The sequence below is a fragment of the Streptomyces sp. CB00455 genome (assembly GCF_001905445.1).
In the GTDB taxonomy this organism is placed as follows: Bacteria; Actinomycetota; Actinomycetes; order Streptomycetales; family Streptomycetaceae; genus Streptomyces.
The window spans coordinates 439,434-454,909 of record NZ_LIVQ01000007.1; the positions used below are offsets into that span (position 1 = coordinate 439,434).

Annotated in this window: 16 protein-coding genes and 5 pseudogenes; 17 read left to right on the forward strand and 4 right to left on the reverse strand. The window is 70.5% G+C overall.

Annotated features, from left to right (window positions below; translation table 11 throughout):
• The first annotated feature begins 49 nt into the window (after nt 1-49).
• From AMK16_RS27460 to AMK16_RS27480, 5 genes are all read left to right on the forward strand, one after another.
• On the forward strand, nt 50-1,012 hold the full coding sequence (locus AMK16_RS27460) for an NADP-dependent oxidoreductase (protein ID WP_073919993.1): 963 nt from the start codon (nt 50-52) through the stop codon (nt 1,010-1,012).
• A 95-nt stretch (nt 1,013-1,107) separates the two neighbouring features.
• A complete protein-coding gene (locus AMK16_RS27465; RefSeq protein WP_073919994.1) occupies nt 1,108-1,518 on the forward strand; it encodes an ester cyclase in 411 nt (136 codons plus the stop codon).
• 195 nt (nt 1,519-1,713) lie between these two features.
• Nucleotides 1,714-2,325: an isochorismatase family protein gene (locus AMK16_RS27470; protein ID WP_073919995.1), complete on the forward strand. Its 612-nt coding sequence runs from the start codon at nt 1,714-1,716 to the stop codon at nt 2,323-2,325.
• A gap of 113 nt (nt 2,326-2,438) precedes the next feature.
• On the forward strand, nt 2,439-3,317 hold the full coding sequence (locus AMK16_RS27475; RefSeq protein ID WP_073919996.1) for an alpha/beta fold hydrolase: 879 nt from the start codon (nt 2,439-2,441) through the stop codon (nt 3,315-3,317).
• 327 nt (nt 3,318-3,644) lie between these two features.
• Nucleotides 3,645-4,790 carry a low temperature requirement protein A gene (locus AMK16_RS27480; protein ID WP_107417263.1) on the forward strand — a complete coding sequence of 382 codons (1,146 nt, stop codon included), beginning with the start codon at nt 3,645-3,647 and terminating at the stop codon, nt 4,788-4,790.
• 82 nt (nt 4,791-4,872) lie between these two features.
• Here the strand turns inward: AMK16_RS27480 and AMK16_RS27485 are convergent, their stop codons facing one another.
• Nucleotides 4,873-5,541: an NADPH-dependent FMN reductase gene (locus AMK16_RS27485; RefSeq protein ID WP_073919998.1), complete on the reverse strand. Its 669-nt coding sequence runs from the start codon at nt 5,539-5,541 to the stop codon at nt 4,873-4,875.
• Nucleotides 5,542-7,019: 1,478 nt separating this feature from the next.
• On the opposite strand from AMK16_RS27485, the gene AMK16_RS27490 reads away from it, so the two are divergent.
• Nucleotides 7,020-7,271: a hypothetical protein gene (locus tag AMK16_RS27490; RefSeq protein ID WP_073919999.1), complete on the forward strand. Its 252-nt coding sequence runs from the start codon at nt 7,020-7,022 to the stop codon at nt 7,269-7,271.
• Nucleotides 7,272-7,316: 45 nt separating this feature from the next.
• Here the strand turns inward: AMK16_RS27490 and AMK16_RS35970 are convergent, their stop codons facing one another.
• Nucleotides 7,317-7,499 carry a hypothetical protein gene (locus AMK16_RS35970; RefSeq protein ID WP_143196895.1) on the reverse strand — a complete coding sequence of 61 codons (183 nt, stop codon included), beginning with the start codon at nt 7,497-7,499 and terminating at the stop codon, nt 7,317-7,319.
• A gap of 134 nt (nt 7,500-7,633) precedes the next feature.
• Here AMK16_RS35970 and AMK16_RS38390 point away from each other — a divergent pair, with 134 nt between their 5' ends.
• The gene (locus AMK16_RS38390) at nt 7,634-7,930 is read left to right on the forward strand and encodes a hypothetical protein (RefSeq protein ID WP_242438951.1); all 297 of its coding nucleotides are present in this window, start codon (nt 7,634-7,636) and stop codon (nt 7,928-7,930) included.
• Between the two features lie 497 nt (nt 7,931-8,427).
• Here AMK16_RS38390 and AMK16_RS27505 read toward each other — a convergent pair.
• Nucleotides 8,428-8,917 (reverse strand): annotated as a pseudogene (locus AMK16_RS27505) (MarR family winged helix-turn-helix transcriptional regulator).
• A gap of 58 nt (nt 8,918-8,975) precedes the next feature.
• Here AMK16_RS27505 and AMK16_RS27510 point away from each other — a divergent pair.
• The 9 genes and pseudogenes from AMK16_RS27510 to AMK16_RS27545 all read left to right on the forward strand — a co-directional run.
• Nucleotides 8,976-9,818: an alpha/beta fold hydrolase gene (locus AMK16_RS27510; protein WP_073920001.1), complete on the forward strand. Its 843-nt coding sequence runs from the start codon at nt 8,976-8,978 to the stop codon at nt 9,816-9,818.
• 10 nt (nt 9,819-9,828) lie between these two features.
• A pseudogene (locus AMK16_RS35370) lies at nt 9,829-10,426 on the forward strand (PP2C family protein-serine/threonine phosphatase); the annotation flags it as partial.
• Nucleotides 10,427-10,558: 132 nt separating this feature from the next.
• Nucleotides 10,559-10,699: a hypothetical protein gene (locus AMK16_RS36345; RefSeq protein ID WP_158071251.1), complete on the forward strand. Its 141-nt coding sequence runs from the start codon at nt 10,559-10,561 to the stop codon at nt 10,697-10,699.
• 229 nt (nt 10,700-10,928) lie between these two features.
• Nucleotides 10,929-11,534, forward strand: a complete 606-nt coding sequence (locus AMK16_RS27520) for a hypothetical protein (RefSeq protein ID WP_073920052.1) — start codon at nt 10,929-10,931, stop codon at nt 11,532-11,534.
• Nucleotides 11,535-11,779: 245 nt separating this feature from the next.
• On the forward strand, nt 11,780-12,049 hold the full coding sequence (locus AMK16_RS27525) for a hypothetical protein (RefSeq protein ID WP_242438934.1): 270 nt from the start codon (nt 11,780-11,782) through the stop codon (nt 12,047-12,049).
• 2 nt (nt 12,050-12,051) lie between these two features.
• The gene (locus AMK16_RS27530; protein WP_073920003.1) at nt 12,052-12,420 is read left to right on the forward strand and encodes a fic family toxin-antitoxin system, toxin component; all 369 of its coding nucleotides are present in this window, start codon (nt 12,052-12,054) and stop codon (nt 12,418-12,420) included.
• Between the two features lie 274 nt (nt 12,421-12,694).
• Nucleotides 12,695-13,102: a hypothetical protein gene (locus AMK16_RS27535; protein ID WP_073920004.1), complete on the forward strand. Its 408-nt coding sequence runs from the start codon at nt 12,695-12,697 to the stop codon at nt 13,100-13,102.
• 119 nt (nt 13,103-13,221) lie between these two features.
• Nucleotides 13,222-13,545, forward strand: coding sequence for a response regulator transcription factor (locus AMK16_RS37685; RefSeq protein WP_073920005.1), 324 nt, complete (start codon nt 13,222-13,224; stop codon nt 13,543-13,545).
• Between the two features lie 190 nt (nt 13,546-13,735).
• Nucleotides 13,736-14,682, forward strand: a pseudogene (locus AMK16_RS27545) (IS110 family transposase); the annotation flags it as partial.
• A 16-nt stretch (nt 14,683-14,698) separates the two neighbouring features.
• Here AMK16_RS27545 and AMK16_RS27550 read toward each other — a convergent pair.
• Nucleotides 14,699-15,049, reverse strand: a pseudogene (locus tag AMK16_RS27550) (transposase); the annotation flags it as partial.
• A 169-nt stretch (nt 15,050-15,218) separates the two neighbouring features.
• On the opposite strand from AMK16_RS27550, the pseudogene AMK16_RS37690 reads away from it, so the two are divergent.
• Nucleotides 15,219-15,476: pseudogene (locus tag AMK16_RS37690) on the forward strand (hypothetical protein); the annotation flags it as partial.

Sequence of the window (15,476 nt, forward strand, 5' to 3'; positions counted from 1 at the left end):
CCGTCGCCTGTCGCATCCGCAGCCGTCGTGAACGGCGGAAAGGATCACCATGTATGCCTTCGCGATCGATTCCTTCGGCCAGACCCCCACCGTGCGGGACCTGCCGGTTCCCGAGCCGGGCCCGGGTGAGGTGCAGATCGAGGTCCGCGCCGCAGCGGTGAACCCGATCGACTGGAAACTGGCGGGAGGGGCCTTCGCCCGCCCGGGCGCGGAGTTCCCCTTCCCGCTGACCCTCGGCTTCGACGTCGCCGGCCGCGTCAGCGCCGCCGGTGACGGGGCGGCGTTCGAGGTGGGCCAGGAAGTCTTCGGGATGCGCCGTCCCGGCACGGCGGCCGCGCACCCGCACGGCTCCTACGCCCAGTACATGACCGCATCCCCCGACATCGCCGCTCTGGCTGTGCGCCCCGAGGGCCTGGACCCGGTTGCGGCGGCGGCGCTGCCGATGACCGGCGGAACCGCCCTGGCCCTGACCCGCTGGCTTGACCTGCAGGAAGGCGAGACGCTCCTGCTGGTCGGCGCGACCGGCGGGGTCGGCTCCTACGTGACGCAGCTGGCCGCAGCCCGCGGCGCCCGCGTCATCGCGGTCGCCGCCGCCGAGGACCACGACTACGCCCGCCGGCTCGGCGCAGCCGAGGTCGTCGACTACCGCACCACGGACGTCGCCGACACGGTCCGCACCGCACACCCGGAGGGCATCGACGCGGTCCTGGACCTGGTCGATGGCCGCGAGGTGGTGGCCCAGAAGATCGCCCCGCTACTGCGCAAGGGCGGGCGCCTGGCCAGCACCGTCTTCGCCGCCGACCCCGACGCGCTCGTCGAAGCGGGCGTGCGCGCCGTCAACTTCAACTACCAGGCCACCGACGAGGACATGGCCGAACTGGGCCGACTCGTCTCCACCGGCGCACTGTGCGTGGCCGAGACGACCACGTTCCCGCTGACCGCCATGGACCAAGCCCACACGGCCTCCACCAGCGGCCACGTCCGCGGAAAGCTCGTGATCACCACGGCCTGACCCGATCCCCGCCGCCGGCATGCCGCCTACCGCCGAAAGTGCCTGCCGGGCTGGCCTCGCCTCTCACGAAACCGATACCGCACAAGGAGCACGTCATGACCCGCGCCGAAGAACTTGCCCGCCGCTTCTACGAGGCGTTCGACACCGACAACCCCGACCTCCTCGACGAAACACTCGCCACCAACTGGACTCCTCAGCCGCCCGTCCCCGGCAACCCCGGCGGCCCGGAAGGTCAGAAGCAGACTCTGCGCATGCTGCACAGTGTCTTCGAGGACCTCCGGTACACGGTCGAGGAGGTGGTCGTCTCCGGCGACACCGCCGCCGTCCGCGCCCGACTTTCCGGCCGTCAGACCGGGGAGTTTCTCGGTGTGCCCCCGACCGGCCGGCACATCGAGATGATGACCATGGAGATCCACCACATCGCCGCCGACCGCATCAGCACCACCTGGCACGTCGAGGATTTCTTCGGCGCCCTCCAGCAGATGACAGGCCCCGCTCCGGCCTGAGGCCGCGCCGAAGAAACGCTGCCCCACGTGGCGTGGCCAAGGCTGCCGACTGCCGGACCACGGACGTCATCGACGCGATACGCACGGCGCTTCCAAGGGCGTCACAGCCTTACCGCCGGCCCGGCCCTAGCCACTGCAAAAGCACTGCCGGCGGGTCCTTCCACAAGCCCGTCAGCCGGATGAGAGGTGACTGTCATGCCTGAGAAGTTCACGCCGTTCACGCCGCAGGACTCGGTCATGCTGCTGATCGACCACCAGCAGGGCACGCTCGACTTCTGCCGCAACATCTCCCGCACCACCATCGTGCAGAACGCCCGCGCCCTGGCCCGGATCGCCAAGGCTCTCGACATGCCGGTGGTCCTGACCACCAGCCAGGAGGACCACGCCCAGGGACCGCTGATCCCCGACATGCAGGAGATCCTGCCCGAGGCGTACGAAGCGCGGATCAAGCGTTCGGGCATGGCCAACGCCTGGCACGACGAGAACTACCGCAATGCGGTTCTGAAGGCCGCCGGCGGTCGCAAGAACATCATCATGGCCGGCCTGACGAATGACGTGTGCATCGTCTACCCCTCGATCAGCATGGTCGAGGAGGGCTTCAACGTGCAGGTCGTCCAGGACGCCGGCGGTTCCCCGAACGCCATCGGCGAGGACGCCGCACGCCGACGCTGGGAGAACTACGGCGTCGTGACGACCTCCACCAACCAGCTGGTGGCCGAGCTCGGCGTCGACTGGTCCACCGAGGCCGGCGGCAAGCTCATCCAGATCACCTTCGAAGAGGTCATCAGCCACCTCGACAAGATGTAGGCACCCCCAAGCCGCCGGGCCGCCCGACCTCCCCCCGGCGGGCGGCCCGGCCCCCCACCCCCCACGTTCAACACCGCCCGGACTCCCCGATCGGGCAAAGGCAAGGACACGACATGACCACCCCCACCCCCACGCCTACCCCGGCCGGACCTGCTCTGGAAGGGTTCGAGCACCGCTATGCCGACGTCAACGGCACCCGCCTGCACTACGTCACCGGCGGCCGCGGGGAGCCACTGGTGCTGCTGCCCGGCTGGCCCCAGACCTGGTGGCAGTTCCACAAGGTCATGCCCGCCCTCGCCGAGCGGTACGAGGTCATCGCGGTCGACTACCGCGGCATGGGCGACTCGGCAAAGCCCGAAGGCGGCTACGACAAAAAGACGATGGCCCGTGACATCTACGAGCTGGTCCGCCACCTCGGGCACGGACAGGTCAACATCGCGGGCGAGGACATCGGCTCGATGGTCGCCTACGCCTTCGCCGCCAACCACCCCGAAGCCACCAGCAAGCTCGCCCTGTGGGAGGTCGGCCATCCCGGTGAGGTCTTCAACGAGATGCGCATGCTGCCCCAGCCCGGACAGCCGCACCTGTGGTGGTTCGCCTTCAACCAGGTCGACGACCTGCCCGAAAAGCTCCTGGCGGGCCGCTACCGGCTCCTGATCGACTACCTCATCGGCCTCGAAGCCCTCGACCCCGACGCCATCGAGGAGACCAGCCGCGAGATCTATGCCGCCGCCTACGAGCAGCCGGGAGCGGTCCGCGCCTCCAACGCCTGGTACCAGACCTTCGGGCGCGACATCGAAGACGCCCGCACCTACAAGCAGCTGACCATGCCGGTCCTGGGCCTGGGCGGGATGAACTTCGGCTTCGTCCCCGCCCTCCTCGACGGCAAAGCCGCCGACGTGCGGTACGTGGAGTTCAAGGGCGCCGGACACTACCTCTCCCAGGAACGCCCCGAAGACCTCACCCGCGAACTGATGCAGTTCTTCGGCTGATACGCACGGCCCCCGGCCGTCGGTCGCCGCCCACCCATGGGTGCTAGCGCCTCGGAGTCGGTCACCACGCTGGGGGCGCCGGCTCGCGCGGCAGAACCAGGCGTGGCGGGCCACCGCGTGGCCAGCCCCCGGCAGAAGGTCATCCGCTGACGTGCGCAGCCGGCCGGTCGGCCTGCGGCGTGGCCAGTCCCGATCGATGGCCCTGGGCCTGTTCGGTAGGAGCAAGCAGCCCACCGGTACCGGACCGGGCTGCCGCCGTCCCCTGTCGTGAGAGAGAGCCCGCTCATGTCGTTGCCCAAGCCTGCCGCGCACGTTCTGCGTCGTACAATGCGGGGCCGCGATCCGGGGGAGGAGCACCGCACCGCAACCACGCTGGAGCTGTTCTTCGACCTGTGCTTCGTCGTGGCGGTCTCCCAGGCATCGATCCAGTTCGCCGAGCAGGTCCTGGAGGGCCATGCGGCCCATGGGCTGGCCTACTACGCGGCGGTGTTCTTCGCGATCTGGTGGGCGTGGATGGGCTTCAGCTGGTTCGCCTCCGCCTACGACACCGACGACGTCCCCTACCGCCTGGCCGTCTTTGTCCAGATGGCCGGCGCCCTGGTCCTGGCCGCGGGCGTACCCGAGGCGTTCGCAGGCGACTTCACCGTCATCACCATCGGCTACGCGATCATGCGGATCAGCTCCGTCAGCCAGTGGATCCGCGCCGCCGTAGAAGACCCGGACCCGGCCCGCGCCCGCGTCGCACGCCGCTACGCGATCGGGATCAGCGTGCTGCAGGCGGGCTGGATCGGTCGGCTGTGGATGCCGGAAGCCTGGCAGCTGTGGTTCTTCATCGTCCTGGTCGCCGGCGAACTCCTGGTGCCCGTGATCAGCGAACGGGACGCCCCCAGCGCCTGGCACCCCGAGCACATCGCGGAACGCTTCGGCCTGTTCACCCTCATCGTGCTCGGGGAGACCGTGAAGTCCGCGACGATCGCCGTCCAGCACGCCCTGGACGGGGCCCACCTCCTGCAGCTGTCCCTGCTCGCCCTCGGCGGCCTGCTGACCGTCTTCACCATGTGGTGGATGTACTTCGCCCGCCCCAACGATGAGGGCCTGGTCACCGACAACCGGCAGGCGTTCCGCTGGGGCTACGGCCACTACCTCGTCCTCGGCTCCGCCGCCGCCGTCGGCACCGGACTGGAGATCGGCGCAGCCCTCCTGGACGGCCACGGCCACATTTCTGCCTTCGCCGGCGCCTGGGTCTTCTCCACCGCGGTGGCCGTCTTCGTCACGGTGACCTGGCTGCTCCATGTACGCCCCCACGGCTCGAAGGCGGCCCGCTCCCTCCTGCACCCCGCCGTCGCCCTCCTGGTCCTGCTCACCCCCTTCACCCCCGAGCCGTACCTGGCCACCGGGCTACTCATGACCGTGCTGCTGGCCCTCTCCCTCTACAACGCCAACCGCACCACCCGGCGGAAGGCATTCCTGTAATCACGGGCGTACCCCGGCAGGGGTGCGGCCCGCATCAGCACACCGCGTCGGGGGATGCGGGGTGGCAGGGTGCGCCTGGAGGTCAGTCTTCGGCGCGCTGAGTGACCGGGGCTCCGGTGCGGTCGCCCAGGAACTCGTACCAGCGGCGTTCCAGGCAGACGTAGCGGGTGTCGGCCTCAACCAGTCCCAGGAACGTCTGCAGGGTTTCGGCGAGCCGGTCCTGCAGCCCGGTATCGGTGAGGTCGCCGGTGTCGGTGAAGCCCTGGTGGGCGGCAGCGAGACTGAACATGTCCGGGTAGACGCGGGTACCCAGGTGCTCCAACGGCACCCGCAGCGCCCACAGCCCCCGGTTGCCGCCGACCAGGGACGGCGAGGCCGACAGCAGAAGGGCGTGCCGGTCCTTGAAGGGCTGCGGCCGCAGCCGCGAGACCCAGTCCAGCGCATTCTTCAGGGCGCCAGGAATGGAAGCGTTGTACTCCGGGGCGGCGATCAGGAACGCCTGCGCCTCGGCGATGCGCCGGCCCAGATCGGCCGCCGTGGCCGGTACGCCGTCGGCGTCCTCGACATCGCCGTCGTAGGGCGGCAGAGGGAAGTCGCGCAGGGACGCGCGGTCCACGACGGCACCAGAGCCGGTGATGAGCCGCTCGGCCAGCAGAGCCAGCCTGGTGTTCAAGGACTCCGCGCGCAGGGAGGCGCTCAGCACCAGGATCCGCAAAGGCTCGGGCCTGTCCTGCGGCGATACAGCGGTCATGGGACGACTCTCCTTCGACGTACGAACCCGGCTCGGGGCTTGAACGTTGCACCCCGCGGCATCCTGACACCGGACGTGCACTTTCATCCGCTTTTGCGAAGTGTTCGTGTGCTGCGCGTCCCCGTCGAGTGAGCTCCGATCAAACCCGTTTCCTCGCAACGCCGCCGGTGACGTTCTCGTCGGGACAGCCTTCACACATGGCAGTGCCGCACCGACAGAGCTCGGTGCGGCACTGAAAGGAGAGGCGAGGCTGCGGCTGTCGCTAGCGGGCGCAACCCTCTCGACGCCGCGGTCCACGGCCGACGCTTCTGAAGGGACCACGATCCGGCCTGCCCTCGGTCCAGGACATCAAGCCGCCCTGGATGGGGCCCTGGTCCGGGCCTACCGCGCCGGCGGCCTGCCGCGCGCGGCCCCGCCCGACGCGACGGTTCGACCCCACGGTGCACCGATCCGCGCACAGCGGACCTGCGTCACCGTGGCGACGCGGGCCGCGCCGACCGAAGCAGCCGCCTGCCGCGGCCGGGCCGCGCCCGCCCGGTCCGAAGAGACCGGCGAAGGGCCCGCTACCACGCTTGCGCGCAGCCCCGCCGAACGAAGACGGCGCATGCTCGCAAGAACCGGCATCTCGCCGCGCCCACGGCCCTCGGCCGGTCTGGTGCGTGGCGCGACCACCGCGGCCACGCTGACCGCTCGCCACGCTCTGGACGGCTTCCCGCCGAGCGCAGGGCCGGCGACGTGCCCGGCCCTGCCCCGGGAAGCTCCTGTCATGGCCCGTCTGGCAGGGCCGCCCGGCACGCCTGCCGCGCCCGGTGGGCGACATCGGACCGCGGCCGCCACCTCGGCGCCCTCGAGGACCGAAGCCATCGCCGGGCCGCTGTGCGTCTGCGCCGTGCTCGGCAGGAGCGCCTGCGAAGGAACGCCCGCATCGGGACTGCTCATCGGCCTCGCCCCGAACCTCGGGCGGAGCTGCGGATCCTTGCTCGTACGGCCGTCCGCCGCTGAAGCGCGGGGTTCGCGGACCGGGACGGTCGTGCTGTTCAGGTCGGGCACAGGCGCCGAAGGCGCCCTTGGACCGTATGCGGCGCCCGTGCAGGTTCTCGCCGCGGTCATGGTCGTGGTGTGCGCGGGCCGGGCCGGTGACGCCGGGGCCGCACTGGTGCGTGTTCTGGGGTGTGAATTCGGGACGCATGATGCGTACCACCTTTCGTTAATGAATAGCTCGCGAAGCTATCGCGATAGGTCAACGATATATCGGTAACGATAGGCGGTCAAGGCTGGGCTGCGTGATGGGCGTCACCGGACGGCAGGGGACTCGGCATGCTCTAAAAAGCACCTGCCCGACACGGGCGCTGGACGGCTCGTACCGAGGCGGCGTCTACATCTCTCCGCGCCCACGCCCGCCTGGCCGGGGAAGGCTGTCGGACCGGATGCTTCCGTCCCGTCGGCCGCACCGTCCCGCTGCGCCCGACGCGGTCCGCATGCTCGCCGAGCATCTCACTCCGGCCGGCACCGGCCATCCATGGACCGGTGCGACGTTCTCTTCGGCCTGGGGCACTCGCGACGTCCTCGACACCGCCCTGGTCCGGCCCGACCTGGTCGCGGAGATCAGCGCCGACACTTCCGTCGACCGTGCCGGACAGAGACGTGGGCGGCAGGTCCAGCAGGCTGTGGTGGAGGTCGAAGGTCCTTTCGGCCTCTGCGATCAGCGTCTCGAACTCGGGCAGGGGTGACGGGTCCTGGCGGCCGTGGGCGCGTGCCGCGAGGGCGGCGAGCTGTCAAGTCTGGGCCGCCACGAGGAGGCGCTGGCGGAGGCGTCGGAGGCGGGCCCCGAGCCGCCCCCGCACGCCGTCGGGCACCTGGAACTCCACCGGGTAGCCGCCCACCACGCCCTCAGGCGCGGCGACGAGGCCCGTGGCGAGGCGGGCCGGGCGCTGGCCGGGTGCGAACGGTACTTGCACCGGGCGCACCCCCGCACCGCTGCCCTCCGCACCCTGCTGGCACGCATCACTCCCTCATGAACCACCACGGCGCGACCTGACTGAACTCCCTGCTCGGGGCGGCCGACACCCTGACCGGCCCCGCCCTGAGGCGGGTGGCCCGGGGCCAGGACCCCCGCCCGCCGGCCGGTTACCGCTACCCGCTGGCGACGGCCGACGGATGGATCGCCCCCAGCGACGCCTGCGCGGCCGCCGCGGCCGCCTACGACCTGCGGGAGCTGCCCACCGCGGCCGCCCTGTCCCAGCTGCGCGACCACGGACTGGCCGCCACCGCGGTCACGCTTCCCCAGCGCCTGTCGATGACGGAAGTGTTGCCCGAACAATCCTGGAGCTACTTGCTTGCGTCCATATGCACCGCGACCTACAGCGCCAGATCCGCGACCGGAGTCTGAACGAACGCCCTGCGGAGCACAGCCGACACAGGGTCGGCGAGCGAGCCGGCCACCATGGGAGACCTGGTCGCGGCGCTGGCCCGGCGGAAGCCGCGATCCCCGCTCACCGGCAGCAGGACGCCCCGGCCGGAGGCGCGGGGCGTGCGCGGTGACGGCGAAGGCTCCCACGCCCGGACGGTAGGGCCTGCGGGCGTGGACGGACCGGGTACGGGCCGCCCGGTGGCCGCTGCCGGCCCGGGACCGGATCGCTGCCGACGGCCTGCTGCTCTCCGGTAGCCGTCCTGGCCCCCCGCATCTTGCGGTGTTTCGGGCGGGTTGAGTACGTCGTCAGGCTCCCGGTGCGATCCCGTTGATCACGCGGTCGAGGAGGCGATCGAAAACAGCTAGGGGGTTCTGGTTGTCACCGGCCAGGGCCTGGGCGAGATGGGCATAGTTGCCCTTGGCGACGCACTGGCGCCGGGTGCGCGGGTGGCCCGTGAGGGGCTGCGGGGCCTGCGCTAGTCCACCTCGACGTCGTCGAAGAGCACGAGCACCGCGCCCAGGACGCGCACGCAGGCGTCGACGTCGGCCTCGGTCAGCGCCGGGTCGATCCGCCGCAGTAGCTCGTGCTCGCGGGCGCGTACCGCCTGGATGAACCGACCGGCCCGCCTCCGTCGGGCGGATGAGAGGGGACCGGCGGTGCGCCGGGTTGGGAACGGTCTGCACCAGCCCGCGCTCCGCCGCCTCGTTCACCATGCGCTGCACGAACTGCCGGCTGAGCGCCTGGGCCCGGCCCATGGCCGGGACCGTCATCGGTCCCCGGGTGCGGAGCAGGTCGAGCACCGCACGCACCCCGACCGGCACGCCCTCGACGGGGGCCGCATCCTCCACCTTGCGGTGGACCCGGCGGTAGAGGGGACCGACGAGGTCGAAGGCATCGGTGAGGCGCTCGGCGAGCGCGTCCTGGGGGGAGGGCGGTGCGGGACGAGGCGTCGGATCGTCTGTCATCCACCAAGAATGACACCTGGGTTGTCAATATGGGGGAGTGGATGGCACCTTGGTCGCCATGAACGACGCAGCCGCATTACTCCGAACGTGGCAGAGCACCGACGGCCCCCTCGCCTACCGGGAGGAGGGCACGGGCCCGGCCCTGGTCCTCCTGCACGGAGGGTTCCTCGACCACCGGATGTGGGAGGAACAAATCAGCGCCTTCAGCCCGGCCTACCGGGTGATCGCCCCCGATGCCCGGGGACACGGAGCCTCCGCGAACGCCACCGGCCCGTTCCGCCCCGCCGACGACCTCGCCGGTCTCCTCCGGGCGATCGACGCCGGACCGGCCGTCCTGGTCGGCGTCTCCATGGGCGGTGCCACCGCGGTCGACACCGCGCTGGAACACCCCCGGCTGGTCCGCGCGCTCGTCGTCAGCGGGGCGGGCACGAGTGAGCCGGTGTTCCAGAGCCCCTGGATACTGGACGCGTTGGCCGCTCAGCAGGACGCCCTGGCCGCCGGGGACCTGCCCGGCTGGGTGGATGCCTTCATGCGCCTGACCTCCGGTCCGCACCGCACACTCGACGAGGTTGACCCCGACGTGGTCCGCCGCCTGCGGGAGATGGTCTTCGGGACGCTCGCCAAGCACACCGGTGACGAGCCCGACCTCCGGGTGCCCGTCGCGGACACCTGGCGGCGCGCCGCCGGAATCGCCGTACCGGCACTGGCCGTCAACGGCGCCCTCGACGCCGCCGATCACCACGACATGGCCGCCCGCCTGCTGCGGCCCCTCCCGGGCGGCCGGAGCGTCTCGGTCCCCGGCGCAGCGCACTACCCGAACATGGAAGACCCGGCCCGCTTCAACGCCGAACTGGGCGCCTTCCTGAACGGACTCGGGCTGCCGGGGCCGCGGGCCGCGTAGGCCGTCGCGACTTCACGGCCTGCTGCCGATGGCGGATGACCACCAGCGCATGCTGAATCTCCGCAACACCGCGCTCCTCAACTCCCACCACGCACACTTCGCGACCATGCTCCTGGCCTCCGCAGCCTGCGAGGGCAGCACGGTGAAGCTGCGGCTGACCAGCGCCGGCCACTTCGCGCCGCTCACCGTGCATACCGATGGAACGGTCGAGGGGACCGCGACCGCGGCACGCTCGTCGGGGCCCTGCCGATCGTCACCGCCGAAACCGCCGAGCTGACACTTGCTGGGTGACGTGCGTCCTGAACACGGACGGGATCACCGAAGCCCGCGGGGGACCGCTGAGCGACACCATGTTCGGCGAGTCCCGGCTTCAGCGGGCACTTGCCGAGTGCGCCGGCCTGCCGGCGGAGGCGGTGGTGGCACGCGTGCACATGCTCGCCTCAGGCCCCTCGGGGGATTTGAATGGGCGGTCCGAGGGCGACCAGATCGGGCGCAAGAGGACCCCCGAAAGGGCAGGACCTCCGCGGCGGACCGGCACCGGTGCGTACGCGCGAGCTCCGCGAACGCCTCCTGAGACGGGGCCCCGTACGTGCTCCGGCTGCCGGTGAGCAGCCGGTCCAGGCGCTCCCTGCCCACACTGATCTCGCCCATGGCCGGTACTCCTTCCCGCCGGGACGGCTACTCCGGCCCCCGCCCTTCGACGCTACGAACGGGTTTGGGGCGGGTACCCATGCCGGTCAGTGCTGGATCATCCTGGACGTCAGCGGAGCCGCTTCGCCGACTCCTCGATGCTGCTCCTGCGGGCTACCCGCCGCCTGGTCCTGGCCGGCCCGCTGCCCGCTCAGCTCGCCCGGCTCCTGGACGTCACCGCTGACGGCTGACGGCTGACGGCATCGAAGCCGCCCGCACCCTCTCACCGGGGCCGCAGGCGCGCACGGCCGTGGAATCTGCGGTCAGACGGGCGTCTTGGGAAGCCAACAGTCTGGGGAGTTGGGTCGCCCGTGCGCGGCTTCGGTCCCGCACCGGGGTGGGCTGCGGCATGGTCGGAGGCGGGGCGGGTCCGGCCGGAACCCGCCCGGCAGCCGGGTGACGGGTGACGGGGAGGGTGTCGTGGTCGATCAGGACAAGTGGACGACGGAGGAGTTCGGCACCTCGCATGAGGGCCGGGTCGGAGTGCTTCTGGCCGATGGAAGCGTCCCTGCCCCGGTGTATTTCGACACGGGCTCGGGTTCGGCCGGCCGGTCGGTGACGCGGTGGAGCATCTACGACGGGAGCTCCCCGCGCATTCCCCAGGCGGCCGCACTGCGCGCGGTGTGCTCCTGTGGCTGGACGGGTCCGGAGCACCGTCTCGACAGGGTATCGATCGCGGGCGAAGGACTGGAGGAGGCGGGCGATGAGCAGGCGGATGCCTGTGAGCGGGACTGGGACGGCCACACCGCCCGGGTCGAGGCCTGTGCCATTCCGCTGCCGGAGTCGGTGACCGTGCTGCTGGAGCGGCTGGAGGAGGAGATCGACCGGCTGACCAGGACGTCCCCGGCGGCCGCGGTGCGCGCAGCCCGCCGGTTGGAGGTCACCGCCGAGCGAGTCGGGTACTGGGCTGCCCGTGGCACCCGCGCCGGCCTGACCACTGCCCAGGCCGCAGCCGCGCTCGGAGTGGACGAGCAGGCCGCGATCCTTTTGATGGCCCGCTTCGGCCGGTGGAGCCCGTACTCCTGAGCCCTCGTCGAAGGGACCGGCTGCTGGAGATCGCGGCTGGCTGCGGCGCACGCTGGTGGAGTTCACCCTGACGCCGTAGCAGGGCGCGGTACGGCCGGCGGCGGCCACGCTGTCGCCGGGGTGGCCGTCCTGGCGCGTGGGGCGGCTGCAGCCGCGGCCGAGTGCAGAGCTGCCGGTGCGCACTGCGGGCCGGTGCCCGTTGTTGGGCTCTGTCGCGCCTGCTACCACCCTGCTACCTTGCTGGGATGAGTGGTGGGAAGAAGCAGACGCAGCTTCGGCTGGAGCCCGATGTGCTGGAAGCCGGGAAGGGCGCGGCAGCGGCCCGCGGCCTGGACTTCAACCAGTACGTGCAGCGCCTGATCACCGAGGACACCACCGGCGCCCGCGCCGCCGGTATGGCCGCCGCCCAGCGCCTCCTGGACACTCACGGGGCCTTCCTCCAGGACCTTGAAGAGCAGCTGGACGCGCAGCGCACCCCTACGGCTTCGGGTGACGGCCGGGGCGCCGCTGCGTGAGCATGTCCCTGCACGTCGACCTGACCTGGATCCTGGAAGTCGCCGAACGCGCCGGCCACCGCGACCCCGCACCAGAGGACCTCGGCGTCCCGATCGCCGCGGTGGCCCGCCACCGCGCCGAACTCCTCGAACAGCCCGTCTACGACAACCCGCAGGCCCGCGCCGCCGCCCTCGTCCACACGCTCGGCCGCTGCCGCTGGCTGGAACGCTCCAACCTCACCGTCGCCTGCGCGACCGCCGTGATGTACCTCAACGCCAGCGGCATCCCCGCCGACCCCAACCGCGAACAGCTCACCGCCCTCGCCCACGAGCTGTACGAACCCCGTACCACCACCGCCCGCATCACCGAACTCCTGCGCACCTGGAGCTGACGGCAGACCGGGCCGCACCCCCAGGCCGGCGCGGTCCCGGTGGTGTCGGCGGGCAGGCGAGGCGTGATCCGAGGCAGACACGCATCTCGCCCGCCGCCTCGCGTACCTCTTCGGAGCAAGTCTCTTCTTCGAGGGCGCTGTGGACGTTCGCGTAATTCCCCAGGTGCCCGCCTGGCTGGGGGCTGCGGGTGTTCCTCCTACTATGGGCACCTCGACAAGGAGCAGAGTGGATCTCAGAGCACCGGTACCGTCTCGAAGACTTGGGCCGTACGAGTTGACCGATGACGGGATCGCGGCACTGCTGGCACGCTACGAGTTCGGTGACTCCTGTGTCCGCCGGGTGATCCTTGACCAGGAGTTCGGATGGAATCCGCGGGGGCGGGCCGTCAGACTTGTGATCGACGTTCGGGTGGTGGACGAGGCCCTGCGGTGGGAGCCGATGTGCCTGGACCTGGTCGACGTGAAGCGATTTCGGATCGACGAGAGCCAGGGCTCTCCTGCGGGGGTGCTCTACGATCCCCCGCAGTTCACCCGGTTCGACGGGCTGATGCAGGTCGACCTGTGTGCTGAGCGTTTCGGTAGCCTTCGTCCGGGGAGCGGGCAGGAGGTCTTCGAAGGCTCGGAATGGGTCTTCGAGGCGGTCGAGGGCACGTGGAGTGTCCTGGAGCCGTGGACCGTGTGACACCGCGCCCGCTACCAAGTACTACTGTCGGAGCGCTTGAGCGGATCCGCCGCGCCTTCGCCGTCTCCTACATCTCCGCTCAGGACGAAACAGCCGTCATCGACGCTGGCATCTCGCAGATGAGAGAAGCACTCGGCGAGGCGCCGTACGAGGCCGCCGTGGCCCGCGGCCTGTCCTTCGAACTCGACGAAGCACTCGACTACGCACTCGGCACCGACGCCTCGCCCCAGCCGGACACAAAGCAGGACGAGCCCAGTCCGCTGACCACTCGCGAACGCCAAGTCGCGGCGCTGGTGGCGCAGGGAAAGTCCAACAAGCAGATCGCGGCGGAGCTGGTGCTCTCCCCGCGCACGGTCGAAGGGCACGTCGAGCACATCCTCACCAAGCTCGGCTTCGCCTCCCGCGCCAATATCGCGGCCTGGGCTGCCCAGCAGGGCAGCTGACTCTGCCGCATCCGGCCAGTCGGCGTGACCCGCCGGATGCGAGTCACGGCTCCTTCTGCACAGGGGCGCCACCGGGGGTTGGGTTAGAGGGGGAGGCTTCAGTCAGGGAGACCGTGAGGGAGGTGCCGGGGATGGTGCTCAGTCCACCGGTGGAGCCGATGCTGGCGCAGGCCGCCGAATCAGTTCCCGGCCCGGCAGCGCTGCGCGCCGGGAATCGCCGATCTCTACCCCGGCGAGGCGAAAACCGACGCCCGCGACGCGTTCATCATCGCGGACGCCGCCAGAGCGATGCCCCACACCCTGCGGACGATCGATCCCGCGGACGAGACGGTTGCCGAGCTCGCGATGATCGCCGGGTTCGACGACGACCTCGCGGGCGAGTCCACCCGGATCGCCAACCGGCTCCGCGGCCTCCTCACCCAGATCCACCCCTCCCTGGAACGCGTCCTGGGCCCACGGATCCAGCACCCGGCCGTGCTCAAACTGCTGGACCAGTTCGGCTCCCCGGCCCGGATCCGCAAAGCCGGACGCCGCCGCCTGGTGACCCTGATACGTCCCAAGGCACCGCGAATGGCCGAGCGGCTGATCGAGGACATCTTCACCGCACTCGACGAACAGACCGTCGTCGTCCCGGGCACCGAAGCTGCCGCGCTGATCGTCCCCAGCCTCGCCAGCTCGCTCCAGTCCGTCCTTGACCAGCGCAAAGTCCTCGCCGCCCGGATCGAGGAACTGTTGGAGGCCCACCCTCTTTCCCACGTCCTGACCTCAATGCCCGGCATCGGGATCAGGACCGCCGCCCGCATCCTCATCGACGTCGGCGACGGATCCGGCTTCGCCACCGCCGGCCACCTCGCCGCCTACGCCGGCCTCGCACCCGTGACCCGGAACTCCGGCACGTCCATCCGCGGCGAACATCCTTCCCGGCGAGGCAACAAACAGCTCAAGAGAGCCTTCTACCTCGCCGCGTTCGCCTCGCTCTCCCAACCCGAGTCACGCACCTACTACGACCGCAAACGCCGCGAAGGAAAGCACCACATCCCGGCCCTCATCGCGCTCGCCCGACGCCGCATCGACGTCCTCTTCGCCATGCTCCGCGACGGCACCTTCTACCAACCACCCACACCCGCTACAGCTTGACGAAAACCATAGAGGCACCTTTTGCGGCCCGCATGCTGACGGAGTCGATCGAGCACCGCGACCAGTCGAGCTCGCCGCCGGCGCCGAGTTCGTCGAGGATGACGCGGTGGAGCCTCGCCCAGACGCGGGCCCGGCTCCACTGGGCGAAGCGCCGGTAGACCGTCTGCCAGCTCGGGCCGAACACCGGCGGAAGCTGCCTCCACGTGCAGCCCGAGGTCGCTACGAAGATGATCGCAGCCAGGGCCTCGCGGTCACCCGGCCGGCGCCGGCCCCCACCCTGCGGACGTATCACCTCTGTTGGCGGCACCACCCGCCGGAACAACACCCACAACTCATCTGGCACCAGGCGCTCAACCAGATCCGTCATGCACCGTTCAACGAACGATCGCGCCATAAGAAACGACTTCTAAGAGGTCGTTTTCATCTGCATTGGTCGCTTTTGGGGCGGTTTTCAAGATGTTCGATTACGGTGCGGTAGTGGCCTCGGATGTAGTTGTTGCCTGTGGGGCGGGTGGGGTGACGGGTGGGATAGGTGGGTGTTGTTCCTGTTTCATCCCATGATGTTCGGCCTTGACGGCCTGCGTGCTTCCGGCATCGCGGCTGTGCGCCTGGGCGCACTCGGTTCGCGGCGGTACGCCGGAAGCATGGCGAAGCGACGTCCGTACCCGAGTGATCTGTCCGATGCCCGCTGGGAGTTGATCGAGCCGGTCCTGGCCGCGTGGCGATTCGAGCGGCGTGGCCGGGCTCTGGACTTCGGCCGGCCGCCCGAGCATGACCTGCGCGACATCATGGAC

Coding starts and splice junctions, on each gene's coding strand:
- AMK16_RS27460 (WP_073919993.1), top strand. CDS start 50: ATGTATGCCTTCGCGATCGATTCCTTCGGCCAGACCCCCACCGTGCGG.
- AMK16_RS27465 (WP_073919994.1), top strand. CDS start 1,108: ATGACCCGCGCCGAAGAACTTGCCCGCCGCTTCTACGAGGCGTTCGAC.
- AMK16_RS27470 (WP_073919995.1), top strand. CDS start 1,714: ATGCCTGAGAAGTTCACGCCGTTCACGCCGCAGGACTCGGTCATGCTG.
- AMK16_RS27475 (WP_073919996.1), top strand. CDS start 2,439: ATGACCACCCCCACCCCCACGCCTACCCCGGCCGGACCTGCTCTGGAA.
- AMK16_RS27480 (WP_107417263.1), top strand. CDS start 3,645: ATGCGGGGCCGCGATCCGGGGGAGGAGCACCGCACCGCAACCACGCTG.
- AMK16_RS27485 (WP_073919998.1), bottom strand. CDS start 5,541: ATGACCGCTGTATCGCCGCAGGACAGGCCCGAGCCTTTGCGGATCCTG.
- AMK16_RS27490 (WP_073919999.1), top strand. CDS start 7,020: ATGCTCGCCGAGCATCTCACTCCGGCCGGCACCGGCCATCCATGGACC.
- AMK16_RS27510 (WP_073920001.1), top strand. CDS start 8,976: ATGAACGACGCAGCCGCATTACTCCGAACGTGGCAGAGCACCGACGGC.
- AMK16_RS27525 (WP_242438934.1), top strand. CDS start 11,780: ATGAGTGGTGGGAAGAAGCAGACGCAGCTTCGGCTGGAGCCCGATGTG.
- AMK16_RS27530 (WP_073920003.1), top strand. CDS start 12,052: ATGTCCCTGCACGTCGACCTGACCTGGATCCTGGAAGTCGCCGAACGC.
- AMK16_RS37685 (WP_073920005.1), top strand. CDS start 13,222: ATGAGAGAAGCACTCGGCGAGGCGCCGTACGAGGCCGCCGTGGCCCGC.